The 24,267-nt window shown below is 49.1% G+C and carries 25 protein-coding genes; 15 read left to right on the top strand and 10 right to left on the bottom strand.

The window, feature by feature from the left end:
• Positions 1-4 precede the first annotated feature (4 nt).
• Positions 5-430, top strand: a complete 426-nt coding sequence (gene exbD / locus SK38_RS18635) for a TonB system transport protein ExbD (RefSeq protein ID WP_008785812.1) — start codon at positions 5-7, stop codon at positions 428-430.
• A 77-nt stretch (positions 431-507) separates the two neighbouring features.
• Here exbD and SK38_RS18630 read toward each other — a convergent pair whose 3' ends face one another.
• The gene (locus SK38_RS18630) at positions 508-915 is read right to left on the bottom strand and encodes a hypothetical protein (RefSeq protein ID WP_008785811.1); all 408 of its coding nucleotides are present in this window, start codon (positions 913-915) and stop codon (positions 508-510) included.
• A 1-nt stretch (position 916) separates the two neighbouring features.
• Entirely contained in the window at positions 917-1,321 is a 405-nt protein-coding gene (locus tag SK38_RS18625; RefSeq protein ID WP_008785810.1) for a hypothetical protein, read from the bottom strand.
• A 104-nt stretch (positions 1,322-1,425) separates the two neighbouring features.
• Between SK38_RS18625 and SK38_RS18620 the strand changes: the two genes are divergently transcribed.
• Positions 1,426-1,929 (top strand): ESA_00282 family adhesion-associated protein, encoded by a 504-nt coding sequence (locus SK38_RS18620; RefSeq protein WP_008785809.1) that lies wholly within the window; start codon positions 1,426-1,428, stop codon positions 1,927-1,929.
• A gap of 68 nt (positions 1,930-1,997) precedes the next feature.
• On the opposite strand, the gene SK38_RS18615 is transcribed toward SK38_RS18620, so the two are convergent.
• The gene (locus SK38_RS18615) at positions 1,998-3,038 is read right to left on the bottom strand and encodes an aldo/keto reductase (protein WP_032945003.1); all 1,041 of its coding nucleotides are present in this window, start codon (positions 3,036-3,038) and stop codon (positions 1,998-2,000) included.
• A gap of 155 nt (positions 3,039-3,193) precedes the next feature.
• Here SK38_RS18615 and yghX point away from each other — a divergent pair, with 155 nt between their 5' ends.
• The 11 genes from yghX to hybG all read left to right on the top strand — a co-directional run bounded on the left by yghX (position 3,194) and on the right by hybG (position 13,061).
• Complete coding sequence (yghX, locus tag SK38_RS18610) at positions 3,194-4,081, top strand: YghX family hydrolase (RefSeq protein WP_020996329.1); 888 nt, start codon at positions 3,194-3,196, stop codon at positions 4,079-4,081.
• A 215-nt stretch (positions 4,082-4,296) separates the two neighbouring features.
• A complete protein-coding gene (locus tag SK38_RS18605; protein WP_048236772.1) occupies positions 4,297-5,937 on the top strand; it encodes a methyl-accepting chemotaxis protein in 1,641 nt (546 codons plus the stop codon).
• An 84-nt stretch (positions 5,938-6,021) separates the two neighbouring features.
• Positions 6,022-6,309 carry a DUF2623 family protein gene (locus SK38_RS18600; protein WP_003024490.1) on the top strand — a complete coding sequence of 96 codons (288 nt, stop codon included), beginning with the start codon at positions 6,022-6,024 and terminating at the stop codon, positions 6,307-6,309.
• Between the two features lie 188 nt (positions 6,310-6,497).
• Positions 6,498-7,616 carry a hydrogenase 2 small subunit gene (hybO, locus tag SK38_RS18595; protein ID WP_003024486.1) on the top strand — a complete coding sequence of 373 codons (1,119 nt, stop codon included), beginning with the start codon at positions 6,498-6,500 and terminating at the stop codon, positions 7,614-7,616.
• 2 nt (positions 7,617-7,618) lie between these two features.
• Positions 7,619-8,605, top strand: coding sequence for a hydrogenase 2 operon protein HybA (gene hybA / locus SK38_RS18590; protein ID WP_003828357.1), 987 nt, complete (start codon positions 7,619-7,621; stop codon positions 8,603-8,605).
• Positions 8,595-9,773: a Ni/Fe-hydrogenase cytochrome b subunit gene (hybB, locus tag SK38_RS18585; RefSeq protein WP_003828354.1), complete on the top strand. Its 1,179-nt coding sequence runs from the start codon at positions 8,595-8,597 to the stop codon at positions 9,771-9,773. Before hybA ends, hybB begins: the two co-directional genes overlap by 11 nt.
• Complete coding sequence (gene hybC / locus SK38_RS18580) at positions 9,770-11,473, top strand: hydrogenase 2 large subunit (RefSeq protein WP_048236771.1); 1,704 nt, start codon at positions 9,770-9,772, stop codon at positions 11,471-11,473. The genes hybB and hybC overlap by 4 nt, the downstream gene beginning before the upstream one ends.
• A complete protein-coding gene (locus SK38_RS18575) occupies positions 11,473-11,967 on the top strand; it encodes a HyaD/HybD family hydrogenase maturation endopeptidase (protein WP_032944999.1) in 495 nt (164 codons plus the stop codon). The genes hybC and SK38_RS18575 overlap by 1 nt, the downstream gene beginning before the upstream one ends.
• Positions 11,960-12,448, top strand: coding sequence for a hydrogenase-2 assembly chaperone (gene hybE / locus SK38_RS18570; protein WP_008785804.1), 489 nt, complete (start codon positions 11,960-11,962; stop codon positions 12,446-12,448). Before SK38_RS18575 ends, hybE begins: the two co-directional genes overlap by 8 nt.
• The gene (gene hypA, locus SK38_RS18565; RefSeq protein WP_003828349.1) at positions 12,441-12,782 is read left to right on the top strand and encodes a hydrogenase maturation nickel metallochaperone HypA; all 342 of its coding nucleotides are present in this window, start codon (positions 12,441-12,443) and stop codon (positions 12,780-12,782) included. The genes hybE and hypA overlap by 8 nt, the downstream gene beginning before the upstream one ends.
• A 30-nt stretch (positions 12,783-12,812) precedes the next feature.
• Complete coding sequence (hybG, locus tag SK38_RS18560) at positions 12,813-13,061, top strand: hydrogenase maturation factor HybG (protein WP_003024459.1); 249 nt, start codon at positions 12,813-12,815, stop codon at positions 13,059-13,061.
• A gap of 94 nt (positions 13,062-13,155) precedes the next feature.
• On the opposite strand, the gene yghU is transcribed toward hybG, so the two are convergent.
• Entirely contained in the window at positions 13,156-14,022 is an 867-nt protein-coding gene (gene yghU, locus SK38_RS18555; protein ID WP_048236769.1) for a glutathione-dependent disulfide-bond oxidoreductase, read from the bottom strand.
• A gap of 218 nt (positions 14,023-14,240) precedes the next feature.
• Here yghU and SK38_RS18550 point away from each other — a divergent pair, with 218 nt between their 5' ends.
• Positions 14,241-16,529: an FdhF/YdeP family oxidoreductase gene (locus tag SK38_RS18550; RefSeq protein WP_048236768.1), complete on the top strand. Its 2,289-nt coding sequence runs from the start codon at positions 14,241-14,243 to the stop codon at positions 16,527-16,529.
• Positions 16,530-16,682: 153 nt separating this feature from the next.
• The gene (gene gss, locus SK38_RS18545) at positions 16,683-18,542 is read left to right on the top strand and encodes a bifunctional glutathionylspermidine amidase/synthase (protein ID WP_048236767.1); all 1,860 of its coding nucleotides are present in this window, start codon (positions 16,683-16,685) and stop codon (positions 18,540-18,542) included.
• A 1,545-nt stretch (positions 18,543-20,087) separates the two neighbouring features.
• On the opposite strand, the gene SK38_RS18535 is transcribed toward gss, so the two are convergent.
• The 6 genes from SK38_RS18535 to SK38_RS18510 all read right to left on the bottom strand — a co-directional run bounded on the left by SK38_RS18535 (position 20,088) and on the right by SK38_RS18510 (position 24,262).
• The gene (locus SK38_RS18535) at positions 20,088-20,546 is read right to left on the bottom strand and encodes a lysozyme inhibitor LprI family protein (RefSeq protein ID WP_048236766.1); all 459 of its coding nucleotides are present in this window, start codon (positions 20,544-20,546) and stop codon (positions 20,088-20,090) included.
• A 122-nt stretch (positions 20,547-20,668) separates the two neighbouring features.
• Positions 20,669-21,040 carry a hypothetical protein gene (locus SK38_RS18530; protein ID WP_048236764.1) on the bottom strand — a complete coding sequence of 124 codons (372 nt, stop codon included), beginning with the start codon at positions 21,038-21,040 and terminating at the stop codon, positions 20,669-20,671.
• An 8-nt stretch (positions 21,041-21,048) separates the two neighbouring features.
• Entirely contained in the window at positions 21,049-21,489 is a 441-nt protein-coding gene (locus SK38_RS18525) for a hypothetical protein (RefSeq protein ID WP_048236763.1), read from the bottom strand.
• 19 nt (positions 21,490-21,508) lie between these two features.
• Entirely contained in the window at positions 21,509-22,381 is an 873-nt protein-coding gene (locus SK38_RS18520; RefSeq protein ID WP_048236762.1) for a hypothetical protein, read from the bottom strand.
• A 32-nt stretch (positions 22,382-22,413) separates the two neighbouring features.
• Positions 22,414-22,893, bottom strand: a complete 480-nt coding sequence (locus SK38_RS18515; RefSeq protein ID WP_048236760.1) for an Hcp family type VI secretion system effector — start codon at positions 22,891-22,893, stop codon at positions 22,414-22,416.
• A 22-nt stretch (positions 22,894-22,915) separates the two neighbouring features.
• Entirely contained in the window at positions 22,916-24,262 is a 1,347-nt protein-coding gene (locus SK38_RS18510) for a VasL domain-containing protein (protein WP_048236759.1), read from the bottom strand.
• Positions 24,263-24,267: the final 5 nt, after the last annotated feature.

The following is a 24,267-nucleotide window of genomic DNA, read 5'->3' as shown; positions in this document are numbered from 1 at the left end:
TTCCATGGCAATGAGCTTTAATGAAAACCTGGACGATAACGGTGAAATGCATGAAATCAACGTGACGCCGTTTATCGACGTTATGTTGGTTTTATTGATCATCTTTATGGTTGCCGCGCCGTTGGCAACCGTAGATGTGAAGGTGAATCTCCCTGCCTCCACCAGCACGCCGCAGCCGCGTCCGGAAAAACCGGTTTACCTGTCAGTTAAAGCCGATAAGAGTATGTTTATTGGCAACAATCAGGTGACGGATGAAACCATGATTAACGAGCTAAATGCGTTAACTGACGGGAAGAAAGACACCACGATTTTCTTCCGGGCAGATAAAACCGTTGATTATGAGACCATGATGAAGGTGATGGATACGCTGCATCAGGCGGGCTTCCTGAAGATTGGTCTGGTTGGCGAAGAGACTGTGAAAGCGAAGTAATCTTCCTCATTGCCGGGTAATGGTTGCCGCCTTACCCGGCGTGTCTCCCCTGATTCAACTCCCTCGCACACTTGTTCTTATCTGTTCTCATCTAACGCGACCGTGGTTATCCTGGTGGGTTCGTAGTTCCCTTCAGACAGCTTTCGCGTCAGGCGTAAGGTGGCCGTTTCCCGCGCGAGTATATGCTGGTAGGTGCTTTCCAGTCGGGCCATGATTTTGTCCCGCAGTTCTGGTTGCTGCTCCATAATGGCTTCGATCGCGGCACCGTAGATCTCTTCTTTAGCCTGTAGCGAGTAAATTTCACGGCGATTTTGCCATTTCATCCGCACCAGTGCAGCGGGAATAGAGACTATCTCCTGAGCAACGCTTTCCAGTGTCGCGTTTTTATTGGCAATCAACACGGCTAAATTTTGCTTTAAGACAAACTCATCGCTTTTATGGTTATCTAAAGCCAAATAAACATTATTATCCTCAACATCTTTCATTTTATTTCTCTTCCAGAGAATAAAAAATAGGGTCGCTGGTTTCACGGGTAATTAAATTAAGCCAAATTTTGTTGCCCTGTTCATTTATGATGGCTGTTTTTTGAGTCAAAATTTTACTTAATTCTTGTGCATTAATGTCGCCTTCTGCCTGTAGTGAATTGAGCAGGCGAGAGAATGACTCAATTTTTGCTGCACGAAATAGGCGCTCTTTTAAATGGCGGTCGCACTCTTCAAATAGCATATTTCGTGACTGGCCGGTAGCAGCAGAGCTAATCAAAATGTCGGATTCGTAATCGCTTAATGTTATCTTCCCCTGAGTCAAATTTTCACTATTATCTGTGGAGGTGGTATTGTCAGGTGAGCTGGATAAGTGAAAACGCGAGGGAACAAGATGCTCGGGAAGCATGTTGAAATATCCTTTGATGCCAATGATATGTTGTTTTAAATAAACCATGCCGCGTTGACAATAGCATGGCGTAATTTTAAAATCAAAAAAAATGGAGCCAGTATATGAACAGTATATTTTATTCTGTTATTACCCTGCTATTGCTGACCTGCGGGGTACTTTTGTTGATGCGCAGTGCAAATAAAAACCGTAATGCAGAAAATGGATACGCTGAAAACCAGCCGGAAATACTGAGTAAAGAAGAGGGTGAAGATCATTTCTCGGTACTGATGAATTCGATTACTCCGGTTTGGTATTGGCGTGTCAATCACGAATATATCGATTTTATCCACTCGACGATCAAACGGATGACAATGGTGGAGCTGAATGAGACGCCAGGGCTATTTGATGCACAGCGGCGTTGCAGCGATCTCAACTCTGCGGTGTATAAATATTACGACAATATTAAAAAACGCTGTCTGAGTGGCGAGAAAGTCCCGCATGCCGATTTGGACGTGCTTAACTTACGTCAGTGCTTCAGGGAGTTCAGCCTGGAAGCCTATCCTGCACTTGTCGCGCTGGTGTGGCCGGAATATCAGCGCCCAGAAATCAAAGCAGAAGAGGTGTGAGGAGCTGGCTGGCCCGTATTACGTACCGGGGAGGCTAACGCCGCCACCCGGCACGGGATTACCTACGGCTATTTGTCAGATGAGGCCTGCCACAGGTTCAGCTTACCGTCCGCGACGTGCTTATCGATCTGCGCCAGTTCTTCGGCGCTGAACGTCAGATTCGCCAGCGCCTGAACGTTTTCTTCCAGTTGCTCCGGTCGACTGGCGCCAATCAATACCGACGTTACCCTGTTGTCTTTTAGCAGCCAGCTTAAGGCCATTTGTGCCATCGACTGTCCACGCTGTTGCGCCATCTCATTAAGCAAACGCAGGCTGGTAAGGTTTTCTTCCGTCAGCATGTTTTCCGTTAACCCACGAACTTTTTTCCCTTCACGCTGCATGCGTGAACCTTCCGGAATACCGTTAAGGTATTTCCCCGTCAGCAGTCCCTGAGCCAGCGGCGTAAATGCGATGCAGCCCATGCCGTTGGATTCCAGCGTATCCAGCAGGCCGCTGCTGTCTACCCAGCGGTTAAGCAGGTTGTAAGACGGCTGATGGATCAGCAATGGAATTTTCCATTCCCGCATCAGCTCGGCCATTTTCTGCGTACGTTCCGGAGAATAGGATGAGATGCCGACATACAGCGCTTTACCGCTTTGCACGGCGTGGGCCAGCGCCGAGGCGGTCTCTTCCATTGGCGTATTTTCGTCAACGCGGTGAGAGTAGAAGATATCGACATAGTCGAGACCCATGCGTTTCAGACTCTGGTCGAGGCTGGCGAGCAGGTATTTGCGCGAACCGCCAGAACCGTATGGCCCAGGCCACATGTCATAGCCTGCCTTGGTGGAGATAATCAGTTCATCGCGATAGTGTGCAAAATCCTCGCGCAGTAATCGGCCAAAATTCTCTTCTGCGCTGCCTGGTGGCGGCCCATAGTTATTGGCTAAATCAAAATGCGTGATGCCTAAATCAAATGCTTTACGCAACAGGGCGCGCTGTGAATCCAGCGCCTGAACGTGCCCAAAACTGTGCCATAAACCCAGCGATAGCGCGGGTAAACGCAAACCGCTGCGCCCACAGTAGCGATAGAGCATCTGCTCGTAACGTTCAGGATTGGCAAACCAGGCCATGAGATCTCCTTAGTGCAGGTGAATTTCGAAACAACGTTTCTATTCTAGCGGGTTCATGGTGAATATCCCGTTCACCAGGTCACACTGAGATGAAAAACTGGGCAAAAACAGGTCACTGTGCTTTGCTTAAAAAAACATCAATCAGGAGTGCGACGATGCCGCGTTTGACTGCCAAAGATTTTCCGCAAGAACTGCTCGACTACTATGACTATTACGCGCATGGCAAAATAACGAAACGCGAGTTTCTCAATCTGGCAGCGAAATATGCAGTGGGTGGCATGACGGCGTTGGCTTTATTCAATTTATTGAAACCCAACTATGCCCTCGCAACGCAGGTAGAATTTACCGATCCCGATATTCTGGCGGAATATATTACCTATCCTTCGCCTGAAGGGCATGGTGATGTGCGGGGGTATTTAGTTAAACCTGCGAAGGTGACAGGGAAAGTTCCGGCGGTGGTGGTAGTGCATGAGAATCGTGGGCTGAATCCGTATATTGAAGATGTGGCGAGACGGGTGGCGAAGGCGGGCTTTATGGCACTTGCGCCGGATGGATTAAGTTCGGTAGGGGGATATCCTGGCAATGATGATAAAGGTCGGGAATTGCAGCAGCAGGTTGATCCCGTAAAGTTGATGAATGATTTTTTTGCCGCCATTGAATTTATGCAACATTATTCAGGGACGACGGGAAAGGTAGGTATCACCGGATTTTGCTACGGTGGTGGTGTGTCGAATGCCGCTGCTGTGGCTTTCCCTGAACTGGCCTGCGCGGTGCCTTTTTATGGGCGGCAGGTTCCTGCATCAGATGTCCCCAAAATAAACGCGCCTTTATTACTGCACTATGCGCAATTAGACACACGTATTAATGAGGGATGGCCTGCCTATGAAGCGGCGCTTAAGGCCAATAAGAAAGTCTATGAAGCCTATATCTATCCCGGCGTTAATCATGGCTTTCACAACGATTCGACCCCCCGTTATGATAAAGCTGCCGCTGATTTAGCCTGGGAACGTACTCTTGCGTGGTTTAACAAATATTTGCGATAGAAAACAATAGATTATTTAATGCTTATAACTAATTACCTGAATAATAATGCTACCTAATTTCATTAGCATTCATATTGATATAGTGTGGAGAGAGAGTGGGTGTACTTAAGAAAGTAAAAAAATAAAGAACGCATTATATCTTCTCTACTGCCTGCCGATAACAAGGATAAGTATCGCCTGATGGCGAATTCCTCATCAACGGCAAGGAAATTATTATGCGTTTGCTGAAAAACTTCACTATTCGTATTGTCATGTTGGCAATACTGGGACTTTTTTGCCTGCTCTGGTCGGGCGTGGGTTTATTCAGTCTTCATTCGTTATCAAAAATATCTGAAGGCAATGATATTGACCGTCATCTTGTCCATCAGATGACGGTTCTCAGTCAGGGCAACGATCAGTACTTTCGCTTCGTAACGCGCTTAAGTCGCGCCATGGATGTCAAAATGAGTGGCGGAACGCCTGATTTTGCGCCAGCGCAACAGTCCCTGGAGAATATGAGCAAAAAACTCCAGGAGATGAAAACGTTGTCTCCGGGACCAATGGATCCTGACATCGCTAACGCAGTACTGACGAAGTGGCAGGCGCTGCTGGACAACGGCGTGATCCCGCAAATGCAACTGGCGCAGCAGGGAACGCTTACGGCCTTTGCTGAGCATGCCAGCACTGTTACACCCGCGTTGAGCCGTGAATTTGGCGCCAGTGCCGAGCGTTTTAACGCCACGGCAGGTGAGCGACTCGATACCACCCGCGTGATGGTCGATGGCAAAACCTCTATCATCCGGACGCTAATTATCACCGCCGTGATCCTTGGGATTGCCCTCCTTTTCTTTACCGACCGCTACCTTGTTTCCATGATGGTGAAACCGCTGGGACGTATTCGCCAACAGTTCCAGCAGATTGCGCAGGGCGATCTTAGCCATCCCATCGAAGATTTTGGTCGTAACTGTGTGGGTCAACTGGTGCCGTTATTGTGCGCGATGCAGGATAGCCTGCGTGAAGCCGTCAGTACCATCCGTTCAGGTAGTGACAACATCTGGCGAGGGGCGACGGAAATTTCCACCGGGAATAACGATCTCTCCTCACGTACTGAAGAGCAGGCTGCGGCACTGGAAGAGACCGCTGCCAGCATGGAGCAACTGACCGCAACGGTAAAACTGAACGCAGAAAATGCGCGTGAAGCCAGCCTGCTTGCCGATACGGCCACAGAAACGGCAGGCAAAGGGAGCACGCTGGTTTCAGAAGTGGTAGAGACGATGGACGGCATTGCCGCCAGCTCTAAACAGATTGCGGAAATCACGTCAGTTATTAATAGCATTGCTTTCCAGACCAACATTCTGGCGCTGAACGCGGCGGTTGAAGCAGCCAGGGCAGGCGAGCAGGGGCGCGGTTTTGCCGTCGTCGCCGGTGAAGTACGTAACCTTGCCAGTCGCAGCGCCGGGGCGGCGAAAGAGATTGAGACGCTGATTGGCGAGTCATCGCGTCGTGTTGATCAGGGTGCTCGTTTGGTTAAAGAAACAGGATTAACCATGGAGGCGATTCTGCGCGGCGCCACCGAAGTGACTGTCATCATGAAGCAAATTGCCTCTGCCTCGGAAGAACAGAATAAGGGTATCTCGCAGGTGAGCGTGGCGATCACGCAGATGGACAGCGTAACGCAACAGAATGCTGCGCTGGTAGAACAAGTTTCCGCCGCGGCAGTGGCGCTGGAACGACAAACAGAGGAGCTGCAACGCTCGGTGCAACAGTTCCGCCTTTCCGCTAATGATGTGCAATACGCAGCCAGCCAAACCACTTCCTCTTCAGCAGACAGCAAAACGTCTGCGGCCGCTAAAACGGATGAGTGGGTGTCCTTTTAAGCCGTTATAAAAAGTTCGTGATACCTCTGATCTTTGCTTAAAAAATCGCTATATAATTTATTATATAGCGATTGGAGGTTATGCATGGACAACCATTTTGGTAAAGGTCTGATGGCCGGATTAAACGCCTCAAGTGCGGACAGTGCACGCTCAGTGGCGAATTTTTGTGCGGATTATAAGCGTGGTTTTGTGCTGGGATTTTCACATCGAATGTTTGAAAAAACGGGCGATCGACAGCTCAGCGCGTGGGAAGCAGGGATCCTGACGCGCCGTTATGGGCTGGATAAAGAGATGGTGATGGATTTCTTTAAAGAGAACCAGTCCAGTACAACAATTCGGTTTTTCATGGCCGGCTATCGACTCGAAGCTTGATCCGAAAGGGGTATTATCTTGCTTTAATTAATTACACTATTGACCTACGCCTTCGTTTTGTTGCTCCGCCGAAGTATTATAATGCACATAACCATATAAAAAGTGTGGTAATGGCGCGCCGATCGCAATATGCAACATGCGAATGGTGCAAAATAAAAGCCAGGTCTTCGCAACGGAATAACTATAAAATGACTGGAGATAACTCTCTCATCAATTCGAGCGGCATTAATCGCCGTGATTTCATGAAGCTTTGTGCAGCACTGGCCGCTACCATGGGGCTCAGTAGCAAAGCCGCCGCAGAAATGGCCGAATCAGTTTCTCGTCCTCAGCGCCCACCGGTTATCTGGATTGGTGCTCAGGAGTGTACGGGTTGTACTGAATCGCTGCTTCGCGCGACACACCCTACAGTGGAAAACCTCGTTCTGGAGACAATCTCTCTGGAATACCATGAGGTGCTCTCTGCCGCCTTCGGCCATCAGGTTGAAGAGAACAAACATAACGCTCTGGAGAAATACAAAGGGCAATATGTTCTGGTAGTAGATGGTTCTATCCCACTGAAAGATAATGGTATTTACTGCATGGTTGCCGGTGAGCCGATCGTGGATCACATCCGCCGGGCCGCAGAAGGCGCAGCCGCTATCATTGCCATCGGCTCTTGCGCCGCGTGGGGTGGTGTTGCTGCCGCTGGCGTTAACCCAACGGGTGCCGTCGGCCTGCAAGAAGTTCTGCCAGGCAAAACCATCATCAACATCCCCGGCTGTCCGCCGAACCCGCATAACTTCCTCGCAACGGTCGCGCATATCATCACTTATGGTAAGCCGCCGAAGCTGGATACCAAAAACCGTCCGACATTCGCCTATGGCCGTTTGATTCACGAACACTGCGAACGTCGCCCGCACTTCGATGCTGGTCGTTTTGCTAAAGAGTTTGGTGATGAAGGCCACCGTGAAGGTTGGTGCCTCTACCATCTGGGCTGTAAAGGACCAGAAACCTACGGCAACTGCTCAACGCTGCAATTCTGCGATGTGGGCGGCGTGTGGCCGGTGGCTATCGGTCACCCTTGCTACGGCTGTAACGAAGAAGGCGTCGGCTTCCATAAAGGTATTCACCAGCTTGCTCATGTAGAAAACCAAACGCCGCGTTCCGAGAAACCTGACGTCAACATGAAAGAAGGCGGCAATGTTTCTGCCGGAGCGATTGGACTGCTGGGTGGCGTAGTAGGACTGGTTGCCGGCGTCAGCGTGATGGCGGTTCGTGAACTGGGGCGTCAGCAGAAGAAAGATAACGCTGACTCACGGGGAGAATAACCGTGAACAGACGTAACTTTATTAAAGCAGCCTCCAGCGGGGCATTGCTGTTGGGCGCCGCGCCGTCCATCAGCCATGCGGCTGCAGAAAACCGTCCGCCGATCCCTGGTTCTCTTGGGATGCTCTATGACTCGACGCTGTGCGTAGGCTGCCAGGCCTGTGTCACCAAGTGTCAGGATATCAACTTCCCGGCGCGTAACCCGGAAGGCGAGCAAACCTGGTCGAACAACGACAAACTGTCGCCGTATACCAATAACATCATTCAGGTGTGGCGTAGCGGAACAGGCGTTAACAAAGACCAGGAAGAAAATGGTTACGCATACATCAAGAAACAGTGCATGCACTGTGTTGATCCGAACTGCGTTTCCGTTTGCCCGGTCTCCGCGCTGAAGAAAGATCCGAAAACCGGCATCGTCCATTATGACAAAGATGTCTGCACGGGCTGTCGTTACTGCATGGTCGCCTGCCCGTACAACGTGCCTAAGTACGATTACAACAACCCGTTTGGTGCGCTTCACAAATGTGAACTGTGTAACCAGAAAGGCGTTGAGCGTCTGGACAAAGGTGGTTTACCGGGTTGTGTTGAAGTGTGCCCTGCCGGTGCGGTGATTTTTGGTACGCGTGAAGAGCTGATGGCTGAGGCGAAAAAACGTCTCGCGCTGAAGCCAGGTAGCGAATACCACTATCCGCGTCAGACGGTGAAAGCAGGCGATACCTATCTGCATACGGTACCGAAGTACTACCCGCACCTGTACGGTGAGAAAGAAGGTGGTGGTACGCAGGTTATGGTACTGACGGGTGTTCCTTACGAGGATTTGGATCTGCCGAAGCTGGATGATCTTTCAACTGGTGCGCGTTCCGAACATGTTCAACATTCCCTGTACAAGGGCATGATACTACCCCTGGCTGCGCTGGCGGGCTTAACCGTGCTGGTTCGTCGTAACACGAAAAACGACCATCACGATGGAGGAGACGATCATGAGTCATGATCCTAAACCGCTGGGCGGAAAAATAATCAGCAAACCGGTCATTATTTTTGGGCCGCTTATCGTCCTGTGTATGCTCCTGATCGTGAAACGTCTGGTCTTCGGACTGGGCTCAGTCTCCGATCTGAACGGCGGTTTCCCATGGGGTGTATGGATCGCGTTTGACCTGTTGATTGGTACTGGCTTCGCGTGCGGTGGTTGGGCGCTGGCGTGGGCGGTGTACGTTTTCAACAGAGGACAATACCATCCATTGGTTCGTCCGGCGCTGCTGGCGAGTCTGTTTGGCTACTCGTTGGGTGGTCTGTCGATCACCATTGACGTCGGTCGTTACTGGAACCTGCCGTATTTCTACATTCCGGGCCACTTCAACGTGAACTCGGTACTGTTCGAAACGGCGGTCTGTATGACCATCTATATCGGCATCATGGCGCTGGAATTTGCTCCGGCTCTGTTTGAACGCTTGGGGTGGAAAGTTTCCCTCAAACGTTTGAATAAAGTGATGTTCTTTATTATTGCCCTCGGCGCGCTGCTGCCAACCATGCACCAGTCTTCAATGGGTTCATTGATGATTTCTGCGGGTTATAAGGTGCATCCGCTATGGCAAGCTTATGAAATGCTGCCGCTTTTCTCGGTATTAACCGCCTTTATTATGGGCTTCTCGATCGTCATCTTTGAAGGCTCGTTGGTACAAGCCGGTCTGAAAGGTAACGGTCCGGACGAGAAAAGTTTGTTCATCAAGCTGACGAATACCATCAGCGTGCTGCTGGCGATTTTCGTCGTCCTGCGCTTTGGCGAACTGATCTATCGCGACAAGCTGTCCTATGCGTTCTCAGGCGATCTTTACTCCCTGATGTTCTGGCTTGAAGTCGTGCTGATGGTCTTCCCACTGGTGGTGCTGCGCGTCACTAAGCTGCGTAATGACTCGCGCATGCTGTATCTGTCTGCGCTGAGCGCGTTGCTGGGTTGTGCAACATGGCGTCTGTCCTATTCGCTGGTGGCGTTCAATCCTGGTGGTGGCTACCACTACTTCCCGACCTGGGAAGAGCTGTTGATTTCTATTGGTTTTGTGGCTATTGAGATTTGTGCATACATCGTACTCATTCGTCTACTGCCGATACTTCCTCCTTTAAAACAAAACGATCAAAATCGTCATGAGGCGAGCAAAGCATGAGCCAGAGAATTACTATTGATCCGGTAACCCGTATTGAGGGTCATTTACGCATCGACTGCGAAATCGAAAATGGCGTGGTATCTAAAGCATGGGCTTCCGGTACCATGTGGCGCGGCATGGAAGAGATCGTGAAAAACCGCGATCCGCGCGATGCCTGGATGATTGTGCAGCGTATCTGTGGTGTTTGTACGACCACTCACGCTATCTCTTCCGTTCGTGCAGCAGAAAGTGCGCTGAATATTGATGTTCCGGTGAACGCACAGTATATCCGTAACATCATTCTGGCCGCGCACACCACGCATGACCACATTGTTCACTTCTATCAGCTGTCTGCGCTGGACTGGGTGGATATCACCTCTGCCCTGAAAGCTGACCCAGCGAAAGCGTCTGCCATGCTGAACGGCGTGTCCTCCTGGCACCTGAACAGCGCAGAAGAGTTCACCAAGGTTCAGAACAAGATCAAAGATCTTGTTGCCAGCGGTCAGTTAGGCATTTTTGCTAACGGTTGCTGGGGTCACCCGGCAATGCAGCTGCCGCCGGAAGTGAACCTGATTGCGGTCGCACACTACCTGCAAGCGCTGGAATGCCAGCGTGATGCCAACCGCGTTGTGGCACTGTTGGGCGGTAAAACGCCGCACATCCAGAACCTGGCGGTAGGTGGGGTTGCTAACCCAATTAACCTTGACGGTCTCGGCGTGCTGAACCTTGAACGCCTGATGTACATCAAGTCCTTCATCGATAAGCTGAGCGACTTCGTTGAGCAGGTGTACAAGGTTGATACCGCGGTTATTGCTGCGTTCTATCCTGAGTGGCTGGAACGTGGTCAGGGTGCGGTTAACTATCTGAGTGCGCCGGAATTCCCGACAGACGGTAAAAACGGCAGCTTCCTGTTCCCGGGCGGTTATATCTCCGATGCTGATCTGTCGACCTATCGTCCGATCACCTCTCACTCCGATGAGTACCTGATCAAAGGGATTCAGGAGAGTGCGAAACACGCGTGGTACAAAGACGAAGCGCCGCAGGCTCCGTGGGAAGGCACAACGGTTCCTGATTACACCGGTTGGTCAGATGACGGCAAATACTCCTGGGTTAAAGCGCCGACCTTCTACGGCAAAACGGTTGAAGTGGGTCCGCTGGCCAACATGCTGTGTAAACTGGCAGCCAAACGCGAGTCTACTCATGCCAAGCTGAATGAAATCATCGCGATTTACACCAAGCTGACCGGTAAAACTATCGAAGTGTCGCAGTTGCACTCTACGCTGGGCCGTATTATTGGCCGTACCGTTCACTGCTGTGAACTGCAGAACGTTCTGCAGGATCAGTACAATGCACTGATTGTGAACATCGGTAAAGGCGACCACACCACCTTCGTGAAACCGGATATTCCGGCAACAGGCGAATTCAAAGGTGTTGGTTTCCTCGAAGCGCCACGCGGTATGCTGTCTCACTGGATGGTGATTAAAGACGGCATTATCAGCAACTACCAGGCGGTTGTACCGTCAACCTGGAACTCTGGCCCACGTAACTTTAATGATGAAGTGGGACCGTATGAGCGCTCGCTGGTAGGTACGCCGATTGCCGATCCAAACAAACCGCTGGAAGTGGTTCGTACCATTCACTCCTTCGACCCTTGTATGTCATGTGCGGTGCATGTGGTGGACGTTGACGGGAACGAAGTGGTCTCAGTTAAGGTTCTGTAATGCGGATATTAGTCTTAGGGGTCGGCAATATTTTGCTGACCGACGAAGCCATCGGGGTACGTATCGTTGAGGCATTAGAGCAACGGTACATCCTGCCAGACTTTGTTGATGTTCTGGACGGTGGTACGGCTGGGATGGAGCTTCTCGGCGATATGGCGAACAGAGATCATCTGATCATTGCTGACGCCATTGTGTCGAAGAAAAACACGCCAGGAACGATGATGGTCCTGCGGGATGAAGAGATCCCAGCGCTGTTTACCAACAAAATCTCACCGCACCAGCTTGGCCTGGCCGACGTATTGTCGGCCCTGCGTTTTACCGGCGAGTTTCCGAAAAAGCTGACCTTAGTCGGCGTTATTCCGGAATCGCTGGAACCGCATATCGGGCTAACGCCAACGGTTGAAGCGATGATTGAACCTGCGCTGGAGCAGGTTCTTGCCGCGCTTCGCGAATCAGGCGTTGAAGCGATCCCTCGGGAGGCGGCTCATGTCTGAGGAGTTTGTCGGTTTTCAGACGGCCCCGAAGACGCAGATTCAGGCAGCGTTTGAAGAGGTTGCCCGGCGTTCGATGCACGACCTCTCGTTCTTGCATCCGAACATGCCGGTATATGTCTCTGATTTTACGCTGTTTGAAGGACAGTGGACGGGGTGTGTTATCACACCCTGGATGCTCAGCGCACTGATTTTCCCCGGACCGGACCAGATCTGGCCGGTGCGTAAAGTCAGTGAAAAAATCGGGTTGCGTCTGCCGTATGGCGAGATGACCTTTACCGTTGGTGAACTGGAGGGCGTATCGCAATACCTTTCCTGTTCACTGATGTCGCCGCTTTCGCACAGTATGTCGGCGCAAGAAGGTGTGCGTCTGACTGACGATTGCGCGCGCATGCTGTTATCGCTGCCGGTGAGCGATCCGAATGCGCCGCAGCTAAATCGCCGCGCGCTGCTGCTGGGTCGTCGGAACTGCGAAAATGCATGAGCTGTCCCTTTGTCAGAGCGCGGTTGAGATTGTTCAACAGCAGGCAGAGCAGCACGGTGTCAAACGTGTAACCGGCGTTTGGCTGGAAATCGGAGCGCTCTCGTGCGTTGAAGAGAGCGCCGTCCGTTTCAGTTTCGACATCGTCTGTCAGGGCACGCTGGCGCAAGGGTGTGAGCTGCATATTGATTACAAACCAGCCCAGGCATGGTGCTGGGATTGCAGTCAGGTTGTGGAAATCACCCAGCATGATGCGCAGTGTCCACTATGTCAGGGCGATCGTCTGCGGGTTGATGCAGGCGATTCACTGAAAGTGAAAAGTATTGAAGTCGAATAACCCATAGGTTGCTATGGGGCGGAGTCAGATATGTGTATTGGAGTCCCTGGTCAGGTTCTGGCCGTTGGTGAAGATATTCACCAGCTTGCGCAGGTTGAAGTGTGCGGCATCAAACGTGATGTCAATATTGCCCTGATTTGTGAAGGTGATACCGCTGAGCTGGTCGGGCAATGGGTGCTGGTGCACGTAGGGTTCGCCATGAGCATCATTGATGAAGATGAAGCTAAAGCCACGTTAGACGCACTTCGCCGCATGGAGTACGACGTCACCAGCGCGTGACAATCGGTTAGTGCCTGATGGCGTTGCGCTTATCAGGCCTACGCCTTCTATGTAGGCCGGATAAGGCATTTATGCCGCCATCCGGCATCTTGCGTTAGCCCTGGCGCTTATCTTCGGTATTGGTGTCGAAGTCGCTGGCGTCATGACGTTCATGAAGCTGCTCGTTCAGCGGCCCGTTAGTGCGGTTTACAATACGACCTCGCTTAACTGCCGGACGCGCGGCAACCTCTTTTGCCCAGCGCTGCACGTGCTTGTAACTTCCTGCATCGAGGAACTCTGCCGCGTCGTACACGTTACCCAGCACCACATTGCCAAACCATGGCCAGACCGCCATATCGGCAATGGTGTATTCATCTCCTGCCACAAACTGATTCTGTGCTAATTGCTTATCCAGCACGTCGAGCAAGCGCTTGGCTTCCATAGTGAAGCGGTTAATAGCGTACTCAATTTTAACCGGCGCATAGTTATAAAAGTGACCAAAACCACCGCCGAGGAACGGCGCCGCACCCTGTAACCAGAACAACCAGTTCAGCGTTTCAGTACGTTTTGCCAAATCCTGCGGCAGGAAATAACCGTATTTTTCCGCCAGATAGAGCAGGATTGCGCCAGATTCGAATACGCGAACCGGTGGGTTTTGCGAGTGGTCGCGCAGCGCCGGGATCTTCGAGTTCGGATTCACCTCAACAAAGCCGCTGGAAAACTGATCGCCATCGCCAATGCGGATAATCCAGGCATCGTATTCTGCGCCCTTCACACCCTGCGCCAGTAACTCCTCCAGCATAATCGTCACTTTCTGCCCGTTTGGCGTACCCAACGAATAGAGCTGTAGCGGATGCTTGCCAACCGGCAGCGTCCTCTCGTGGGTGGCGCCGGAAATCGGGCGGTTGATATTGGCGAAAGCGCCGCCGTTCGATTTTTCCCACGTCCAGACTTTCGCGGGCTGATAGGTATTGTCTGACATATTGACCTGCCTTCTGAGTGGTTGTGTTGATGCAGTGTAGCAGTTAGGTAGAACTCAATTTAACAGATTGGGACTTTATGTCGCTTTGTGCTGAAAGGGGAAGATAAATCTAACCCGTTCATTGTACCTGGCTCGTACTCCATGAAGAGGAAATCAATGTTGGACGGAAATTGCTACCGTATTCACCATCAAAAATTGGCGGTGAATAAGCAGTAATAATGAAAAATGGTGTTCCAGGAGTAAGCGGTTATCAGGGCCCTGCGGGTGGGTGGGGTGCGGTAAAAGCCGTCACTGCTTCGGTGTTTTCGCAAAAGGCTGTCGCGCGCGACATTATCGCGATGTTCAAAATGAACCAGGTGAAAGGGTTCGATTGTCCGGGCTGTGCGTGGCCGGACCCCGGGCATCGTGCGCCAATGGAGCTGTGCGAAAATGGCGTTAAGGCGGTTTCCTGGGAGACAACCAGTAAGAAAGCGTCACCGGAATTTTTCAGCCGTCACCCAGTTTCCACACTCTGGCACTACAGCGATTATGAACTGGAAAACATTGGTCGTTTGACGCATCCAATGAAATACGATGCAATGTCAGACACCTGGCAGGCGGTGGATTGGGATATCGCCTTTCGGGAGATCGGCGAGCGTCTGCGCAGCTATGACTCAGCACAACAGGTTGAGTTTTATACCTCCGGCAGAACGTCAAATGAGGCGGCGTTCCTGTATCAGCTGTTTGCCCGCGAATATGGTAGCAGCAACTTTCCTGATTGCTCAAACATGTGCCACGGACCGACCAGCGCAGGGCTAACGCCGGCCATTGGCCTTGGGAAAGGGACCGTTGAACTTGATGATTTTGACCACTGCGATCTGGTGATTTGTATCGGGCATAACCCAGGTACTAACCATCCACGCATGCTGACCACCTTACGCGACGTTGCCAAACGTGGTGCCAAAATTATCTCCATCAACCCGCTGAACGAAAGGGGGCTTGAGCGCTTTAGCTTCCCGCAAAGCGCGAAAGAGATGTTCACCGGACAGGCGACGGAGCTGAGCAACGACTACTACCAGGTAAAAATGGGCGGTGACGCCTCGTTGCTCAAAGGCATAATGAAGGCGCTGATCGAAATGGACGAAGCGCGGATCCTACTGGATCAGCAGCCGACGCTCGATCATGCGTTTATCGACCAACATACCGCGGGATATGCAGCGCTGTATGACGACTTACGTCAGCATAACTGGGCTGAGCTGGAACAGGACTCGGGCCTGACGCGCAGTCAGATGGAAGATCTGGCGCACAGCTACAGTAAATCCAGCGCCACGATTGTTTGTTATGGTCTGGGCATCACTCAGCATAAAAACGGCACCGAGAACGTCCAGCAGCTGGTAAATCTGTTGCTGCTGAAAGGCAATATGGGTAAGCCGGGGGCGGGGATCTGCCCGTTACGCGGCCATTCTAATGTGCAGGGCGATCGTTCTGTGGGGATCAACGAAGCGGCGTCCGAAGACTTCCTGCAACGCCTTGAGAAGCATTTTTCTATTCGCGTTCCGCGCAAGCATGGACGCTCCAGCGTGGAGAGCATTCGGGCCATCGAGCGGGGAGACGCAAAAGCGCTCATCTGCATGGGCGGCAATCTGGCGGTAGCGATGCCCCAGCCGCAGCGTACCTTTGCGGCGATGAAAAATCTGGATCTGCAGGTCCATGTGGCGACCAAACTGAACAGATCGCATCTGCTGCTGGCAAAGCATAACTACCTGCTACCTGCATTAGGCCGAACGGAGCGCGACATGCAGGCGACGGGGATCCAGTCAGTGACCGTCGAAGATTCTATGTCGATGGTTCACGCTTCCTGTGGCGCGCTGAAGCCGGCTTCCCGCTGGCTAAAATCGGAACCCGCGATTGTGGCGGGCATGGCGCGTGCCACGCTGCCGCATTCTCCGATCAGCTGGGAAGCATTTACCGGGGACTACGCGTTGATCCGTGACGCCATTGAAGCCGTGATCCCGGCGTTCCACGATTACAACGCACGTATTGCCGAGCCGGGCGGATTTCGTATGGATACGCCTGCTTCGCGCCGTGAATGGCGAACGGAGAATGGCAAAGCCAACTTTATCGTCAGCCATCAGCGGGCGGTAGAGCGGGAACATCAGCCTGCTGATGCACTGGTTCTGGCGACGCTGCGTAGCCACGATCAGTACAACACCACGATTTATGGTATGAACGATCGCTATCGTGGCATTACTGGCCGTCGGGATGTGGTGTTTTTAAGCGCCGAAGAAGCGACGAGCCGCGGTCTGAGCCAGGGTGATGTGGTCAACGTTCAGGCGCTGGACGACAACGGTCAGCCCTGCGCGGATCGCATCATGTACGGCTTAACGGTGGTGATTTACAACATGGCGGCTGGCTCAATTGGCGCTTATCTGCCTGAAGCGAATGTCCTGCTTTCGCTGGATGCAGTAGATACACAAAGTTTGACTCCGGCGTATAAAAGCGTACCGGTCACCCTGACCAAAGCGTAGTTCCTGCTGTGAATTTTTCGCCTCTGAGCGCCAGCCGCTGCGTTGAGGTGTATGATGATGTCGACCTCTGTCCGGTTAGTGTCGCAGAGCAGGCAATCAGAGCGAAAAATTCACGCCAACCTGCTCAGGCTGTATTGTTTTGAGGTAAGGTGCATGAGCAAAGGAACGACCAGTCAGGATGCCCCATTCGGGACATTATTGGGCTATGCCCCAGGTGGCGTAGCAATCTACTCTTCAGATTACAGCTCCCTCGACCCACGGGACTACGACGATGATGCAGCATTTCGCAGCTATATCGACGATGAATACATGGGCCACAAATGGCAGTGCGTAGAGTTCGCACGCCGCTTTCTCTTCCTTAACTATGGCATGGTCTTCACCGATGTGGGTATGGCCTGGGAGATCTTCTCCTTACGCTTCCTGCGCGAAGTAGTGAATGACAACATCCTACCGTTACAGGCATTTCCGAATGGTTCGCCCCGCGCGCCGGTAGCAGGGGCTCTGCTTATCTGGCAAAAAGGCGGTGAATTTAAAGATACCGGGCATGTGGCGGTCGTCACCCAGTTGCTGGAAAACAAAATCCGTATTGCCGAACAGAACGTGCTCCATACGCCGCTGCCTCCCGGACAGCAGTGGACCCGCGAACTGGAGATGGTGGTTGAGAACGGTTGTTACACCCTGCGTGATACCTTTGACGATACGACTATTCTTGGTTGGATGATCCAGACCGATGATACCCGTTTCAGCCTACCGCAGCCGGAGATCGCCAATGACTCGCTAAAAATTGGCGGCGCGCGACTGGAAGATAACGGGCAATTTGACGGTAAATGGCTGAATGAGCAGGATCCGCTGCAAAAAGCCTACGTGCTGGCGAACGGCCATGTGATTAATCAGGACCCGCATCAGTACTTCACCATTACCGAGAGTGCCGAGCAGGAACTGATTAAAGCCACTAACGAGCTGCACCTGATGTATCTGCACGCGACTGACAAGGTGCTGAAAGACGACAACCTGCTGGCGCTGTTTGATATCCCGAAAATCCTCTGGCCGCGCCTGCGCCTTTCCTGGCAGCGTCGTCGGCATCATATGATTACGGGGCGTATGGATTTCTGTATGGATGAACGTGGACTGAAGGTGTATGAGTACAACGCCGATTCCGCATCGTGCCATACCGAAGCCGGTTTGATTCTCGAAAGATGGGCCGAGCGTGGTTACATAGGGCAGGGACACAACCCGGCTGAAGGGTTGATCAACGAACTGGCAGGGGCCTGGAAGCACAGCCGCGCACGTCCGTTTGTCCACATCATGCAGGATAAGGATATCGAGGAAAACTATCACGCGCAGTTTATGCAGCAGGCGCTGCGTCAGGCCGGGTTTGACAGCAAAATTCTGCGAGGTCTGGATGAACTGCGCTGGGATGACGCCGGTCAATTGATTGACGGGGACGGCCGTCTGGTGAACTGCGTCTGGAAGACCTGGGCGTGGGAAACCGCAATTGAGCAGGTGCGCGAGGTCAGCGAAACGGAGTACGCCGCGGTGCCAATTCGTACCGGGCATACGAATCAGGAAGTGCGCTTAATCGATGTGTTGCTGCGCCCGGAAGTGCTGGTCTTCGAACCTCTGTGGACGGTTATCCCTGGCAATAAAGCGATTCTGCCGATCCTCTGGCAACTGTTCCCGCACCACCGTTATCTGCTTGATACGGATTTCACTGTTAATGAAGAGCTGGCGCAAACCGGTTATGCGGTGAAACCTATTGCAGGACGTTGTGGCAGCAACATCGATCTTGTGAGTCATCAGGAAGAGCTACTGGATAAAACCAGCGGTAAGTTTGCCGAGCAGAAGAACATTTATCAGCAGCTTTGGTGTCTGCCAAAAGTTGCCGGTAAATATATCCAGGTTTGTACCTTTACCGTAGGTGGTAACTATGGCGGTACCTGCCTGCGTGGTGACGAGTCGCTGGTGATTAAAAAAGAGAGCGATATTGAACCGCTGATTGTGGTGAAGGAATAATCGCGCAACCCCTGTGATGGTGATGTTACCATCACAGGGGTTATTTGATGGGAATAATTTTCGAAATACTCGAAAGCAAGAACCCGCCTTTCGGGCGGGTTCTTTAAATAGTGGTGCCGGACTCGGTGTAGTTCTTTGGGCTAATGAACTGTTTTCAATAAGAATGCTATTTTTTAGTTTGCCAAGACCACCGGACAGACCACCACAAAACGAACCCTTATCGAATTGCAGGGTTAACCTGCTGGTTTAAACACAACCAGATGATGTGAGTTTGGTTACTACTTCTCTCTCTCTAAATTATTGTGTAAATGCTAAAGTGCTAATCATAAAATCACTCATTACTTTTACTTTTTATCCGCGACTTTTTATATTCGTCATATATTATGATGGTGTCATCATAGACCGTTAGTCTTGCGGCATATCATAAATAACGATATGGTTAACATTTTCTGCAAACAAATAGTTGCAGTAAGAAAATACCATAATGAAATTAATTATAATAAGGAATCTCTTGTGCATAATAATCTCTATATGTAATCGTTAAGCCATTTTATTTATGAAATATTCATCTCGGTTTTGCAATATAATGAAGATATTGGAATCCCATAACCGGAAAGCGCTCCAATACTAAGTGATGAATAGCCGCATTGTTTTTCCCTGTAAAGGATAAAATAACGATGAAATTCGGGGGGGGTTATTCTTGCAAGGTGAATGTTAGAATCGTATGCAAGGGTCCCATCTTCATTAAGGCCTCTTTTTTTTCTTCATTATTATCGAATTTTTCCAGCCTTTTTTGTGCATTAATTTCTTCTTTTTTAAAGCGATAACACTTTGCTGGTATTTGTCCATAAGGCACCAGTAAACTCTATCTTGTTGTATTAACTGGTCGTATGAACAATCAGATGTTTCTATAGCGTGTGCGCTGGCAGTGTTATATATAAATAAAATATATAGAATGTTTTTTATGTTCATTGATTAGTATCCTTAAGAATTATTTTTCTCATTCGCAATAATGATAATATATGTGAGTATTATAGTTTGTTGTAATCTCCTTTGTGAGCTAATTTTTTAGTCGTAAGTAACTATAATTAAACTTCAGCCTTTGTATTCAATGATGATTCTGTGTTGGCTTGTTATAGTAATATTGACAGACGATTTCTGACAACCTTATTCCCTATTTAACAATTTTACCTTCATAATCATGATAAAGAAAAATAGCATCATCTGTCATAGTCAGAATTGGTAAAGTCTCATGGTTATTAGTATACTTTATCTTCAGTCTACTTTTCCATGAGTCTAAGTTTGAACAGTATTTATGTATGTTTTTTACGGTATCATCCAAAACTGGGTTTTTTGTTATTGAAAAAGATAGGTAAACAATACAATTATCGGTGTATAAACTTAGTTGACGAACTTCTTTGGGGATTTTAGAAGATAAATAATAATACCCGTCTGGGGTATATGTTTTTGAATATTCTGGCTCCTCACGTGAATATGATGAGTTGCACACAAAAAGTAAAAAGCATAACAGTAAACGGGTCATGGTTATTTTATATCCTCTGTATAATTAGGAATATCAGCATGCATCAATTGTTCGGCTCTTTGTCTGTTTAGTTCAGCCATACAGGAATATATGCGAGTAAAACTCCCCACACCATTTCCCCATGATTCTGCAAACGAGCACTGAGCAAGACGATAACGAATAAACTCTTGATTAGATTTATCCAGTCTGTAAAGTGCAATCGGGATAGCATCATCCAGTGCTGCACTTTTGACTTCAGACCATTTGTTTATACGTAATCTGATATTTTCTTCGGCCTTTCTCAGCGTTATAGTGCTTTCAATGACTTCATTTCTCAGGCAGTCGACAAGATCCGCCTCTTCTCCTGATTCACAGTTGTTTTTACTTAGATAATAAACATTATTTGCATATGTGCTATGGATTGAGGAAATGCTAATTATCAGCGGAGCTAATATTATCAAAATCTGTGAAATACTAATCATTGATTTTTATTTCCTGTTGCAGAGGTAAATAATACATATATATAAGATAATTTTTTGCATACTTAGAATCGCTACCACCATTATAACTACATCCATTAGATTATTTAATGATAGTCACAAAGTTACTTATGGCTTTCATTTTTTATCCACGTCTTTTTATATTCGTCATATATTATGATGGTATCATCATAGACCGTTAGTCTTGCCGAATAATCTTTATTATTTTTGTATTTTATTTTCATCGAGAGTAATTTATTTTCAATGTTTGAGCAGTCTCTTTTAATCGAATCCTCTACAAACTGATAAGTCAATTTTTCTTGACGAACATCAAAATCTCTTATCCATCCTTCACAGGAATCAGCGGTTTCAAAAAAATCCCGCAAGTCTTGCGGCATATCATAAATAACGATATGGTTAACATTTTCTGCAAATAAATAGTTGCAGTGAAAAAGTACCATAATGAAATTAATTATAATGAGGAATCCCTTGCGCATAATAATCTCTATATATAATCGTTAAGCCATTTTATTTGTGAAATATTCATCTCGGTTTTGCAATATAATGAAGATATTGGAACCCTATAACCGGAAAGCGCTCCAATACTAAGTGATGAATAGCCGCATTGTTTTTCCCTGTAAATGATAAAATAACGATGAAGTTCGGGGAAGGTTATTCTTGCAAGGTGAATGTTAGAATCGTATGCAAGGGTCCCATCTTCATTAAGGCCTCTTTTCTTCCCTTCATTATTATCGAATATTTCCAGCCTTTTTTGTGCATTAATTTCTTCTTTTTTTAAAGCGATAACACTTTGCTGGTATTTGTCCATAAGGCACCAGTAGACGTCACCCTGTTGTATTTCATTATTACATTTAGCAGGATCGATGTTATGCGCATTGGCTGCACCACATATAAAAAAAAGAAATAGAATTTTTTTTATGTTCATTGATTATTCCTTGTAAACGTTATTTTCTCTCATCTGCAACAATGAGATCGTATGTGAATCTGATTTTATCCGCATAGGTGTGATCCCCTCTATGACCAGGTTGTGCATTTGCTGGGTCTATATTATATTGTTTTTGAATGTTTTCAGGTGTAAATAAAAACCATCCTGGTATATACTGTTCTAAATGTGCTTTTTTATATTTAAGTTTATTCCTTGGGTGAATGATTTTAACTCCATTCAGTGTAGTAAGCACACCCTGTGTTGTGCCTATTTTCTTGGCTATGGAGCTATAACCACGATCGCCAGTAACGACTTCATAAGTATATTCATTTTCATCATCATATACAGTTTTATCTTTTTCTGTTTCTGACATTTTTATCATTAAAAGAGCAATGCCAGCCCTGATATTATATTCTGGATTGCTCCTTATGAGATCTGTCTTATTGATTAAATAAGTACTCCATGTTTTCGGGATTATGATATTGTACTTTCTAGGGCGAGCAGGAATGGCCACTTCTTTGATCCCCTCATCTCCTGTGTTTCCTATCTGTATTGGTCTTGTTTTCCACGCCGCTACCGTCGCACCTGTTTCAGTCCATATCATTGCCTTAATCAATTTCCAGTCCAGTGGCTTATATTTTTCGATATTTTTAGATGTTGATAAATGCTGATTAATCTCAGATACAAGTTTCCTGATTGTATTATCATAAATATACCAGTCAGGATTCCCAATTGCTTTTTCCCGACCAGTCTTCCATTCATCAAGAGAGCTGAGTTTTTTGGGGGGGTGTCCAGAACCCTTTCCTGTTGTCCGGGTTTTTACCTGGGGGATTTTCCTCGGATTTTCTGTTGTTGGGATGCCTTTGTGTGCCGCTGCAGTGCGCTTTACCATGTGAAACCCTCCATTCATTTGTAAAATCTTTACTAAAACACCCTCTCATCCCATAAACTGTATGCACTGGTCCCGGCAATGCAGTGCTCCCAGTTGATTGATTCATATATAAAAGAAATACTTTCCTGAGGTTGTACTTCGCTGTCAATGATTACATGTGCAATCGAGAAATTAATATCACTAATTCGGGCTTTTTTTAATTCCAGTTTGTAATATTTTTCATTAATGCCAAATCGATTTGTCCGATAAAAATCAAAAGTACAAGCCAATATTTCATTATCGTTAATTGCTTTTCCCAGCAAAGGAGATGATTTATCGACAGGTTTTTTTATCGTAACTGAATGATGATTGACATTTTGATCCCGACTTAACCCATGGGTCAGTTCATATACCATAATATGATCAAGATGCAGTAACTGAGCTTTATTACCGATAGAATCAAGTGAACAGCAACCTGCTGAAATCAATCCTTGCTTTTCACCGTTCAGTGTTAAATAAATTAAATTTGCCATGTTGTTCTCCTCGCGTTAACTATTATTTTCCGGATTTTGCATTAGTTGCCGACTCTGGCGCTACATTGCTTTTCAGCAGCAGCCAGCGGCTTAATACGCCATTCATCTGTTCATTAACTTGTTTTTCCAGCGCTTCCGTATTCCGTCCCTGTGCCCTGGCGTCCTGGTACTGTGTCAGCAGGGATTCCAGCGGCGTTTCCTGATTCAGCAGTCGTTCCGCCTGCCAGGTGACGGTTTTGATATAGGAGAGGGTAAAGCCCTGTTTCTCTGTCTCCCGTTGCATCATCAGGTCGGCAAAGTCACGCAGATTTTGCCGCGCCTGCTGCAAGCCACGCATTTGCGGGCTGCTTTGCGCGCGGGTTTTCAGGATTTCATTCCACTGCGCTGTTGCCTGCTGCTGTTGCAAACTCTCCGGCCAGCGGCTGTCTGCGGTTTGCATCATCTGCATGCCTGTTTCCAGCAGTTGCAGCGGCGAGGTGTCGGGAAGCTGTTGCAGCCGTTGCCCGTAACTGTCCAGTTCAGGCGACGACAGCCAGACTGTTGCCGCGCCCTGTGCTGTATCCCTGACTTGTGAAAGTTGTTGTTGCATCGGGTACACCTGCCACCACCAGAGTGCGGCAGCAGCAGCCGTCGTGCAGGCAATACCCGCCATAAAACCTTTACAATTCCGGCCTGGCGTGGCGCTGGCGACCGGTGTGGTGCCGTTGTGGACTTCCACCTTCATTTCCGGCAGGTCGGGCAGGGGAGGAAGGCTTTCCTCCGTGACGGGCTGTGTGCTCTCCGGGGCATAGATCAACGTTCTGACGGTGGTCTGTGACGTAGTACCCACGCTGCTTTTTGGCTGTGGTTCTAGTCGTTTACGCGTGTTCTGCACAAAATAAAGCAGGTTTTCTACGTGCGGCTGGCGTTTCAGTTCTACCTGCTGGAGTTTGTCGCAAATCAACTGCAATGCGCGCTCAGTCCGGTACAGCAACGGCAGGTTAGTGTCTGAAAAGGACAGTTGCTGGCGCAGGATATTACCGGTCCGGGTATTGAGCCAGTCAAGCATCCCGGTACGGGCTGATTCATCCTGCGGCCAGAATTTATCCCAGTCGTGGCCTATCATTGCCGCCAGTAGCTCCACCCCTTCGCAAAATCCGGCTAGCCCGTGTGTACGCGTGCGCGCCAGGGTGTAATAGGTCGCCGTGTGCAGATCCACGCCGTTGGCTTTAAAGATCGCCAGTGCCAGTGATTCCACCAGTTTCCAGTTCAGCTCCGGCTGCGACGGGTGAGAGGATTTATTGATCTCTTCCCGCAGGGCGCTAAATTCCGGCAGGCCGCGAGGATCGCTGCCGGTAACAATAATTTGTGTGAGTATGTCTTGGCTCATTTCAG

This window comes from Citrobacter sp. MGH110 (assembly GCF_001037515.1).
In the GTDB taxonomy this organism is placed as follows: domain Bacteria; phylum Pseudomonadota; class Gammaproteobacteria; order Enterobacterales; family Enterobacteriaceae; genus Citrobacter; species Citrobacter portucalensis.
This window is presented reverse-complemented; position numbering and strand designations above follow the sequence as displayed.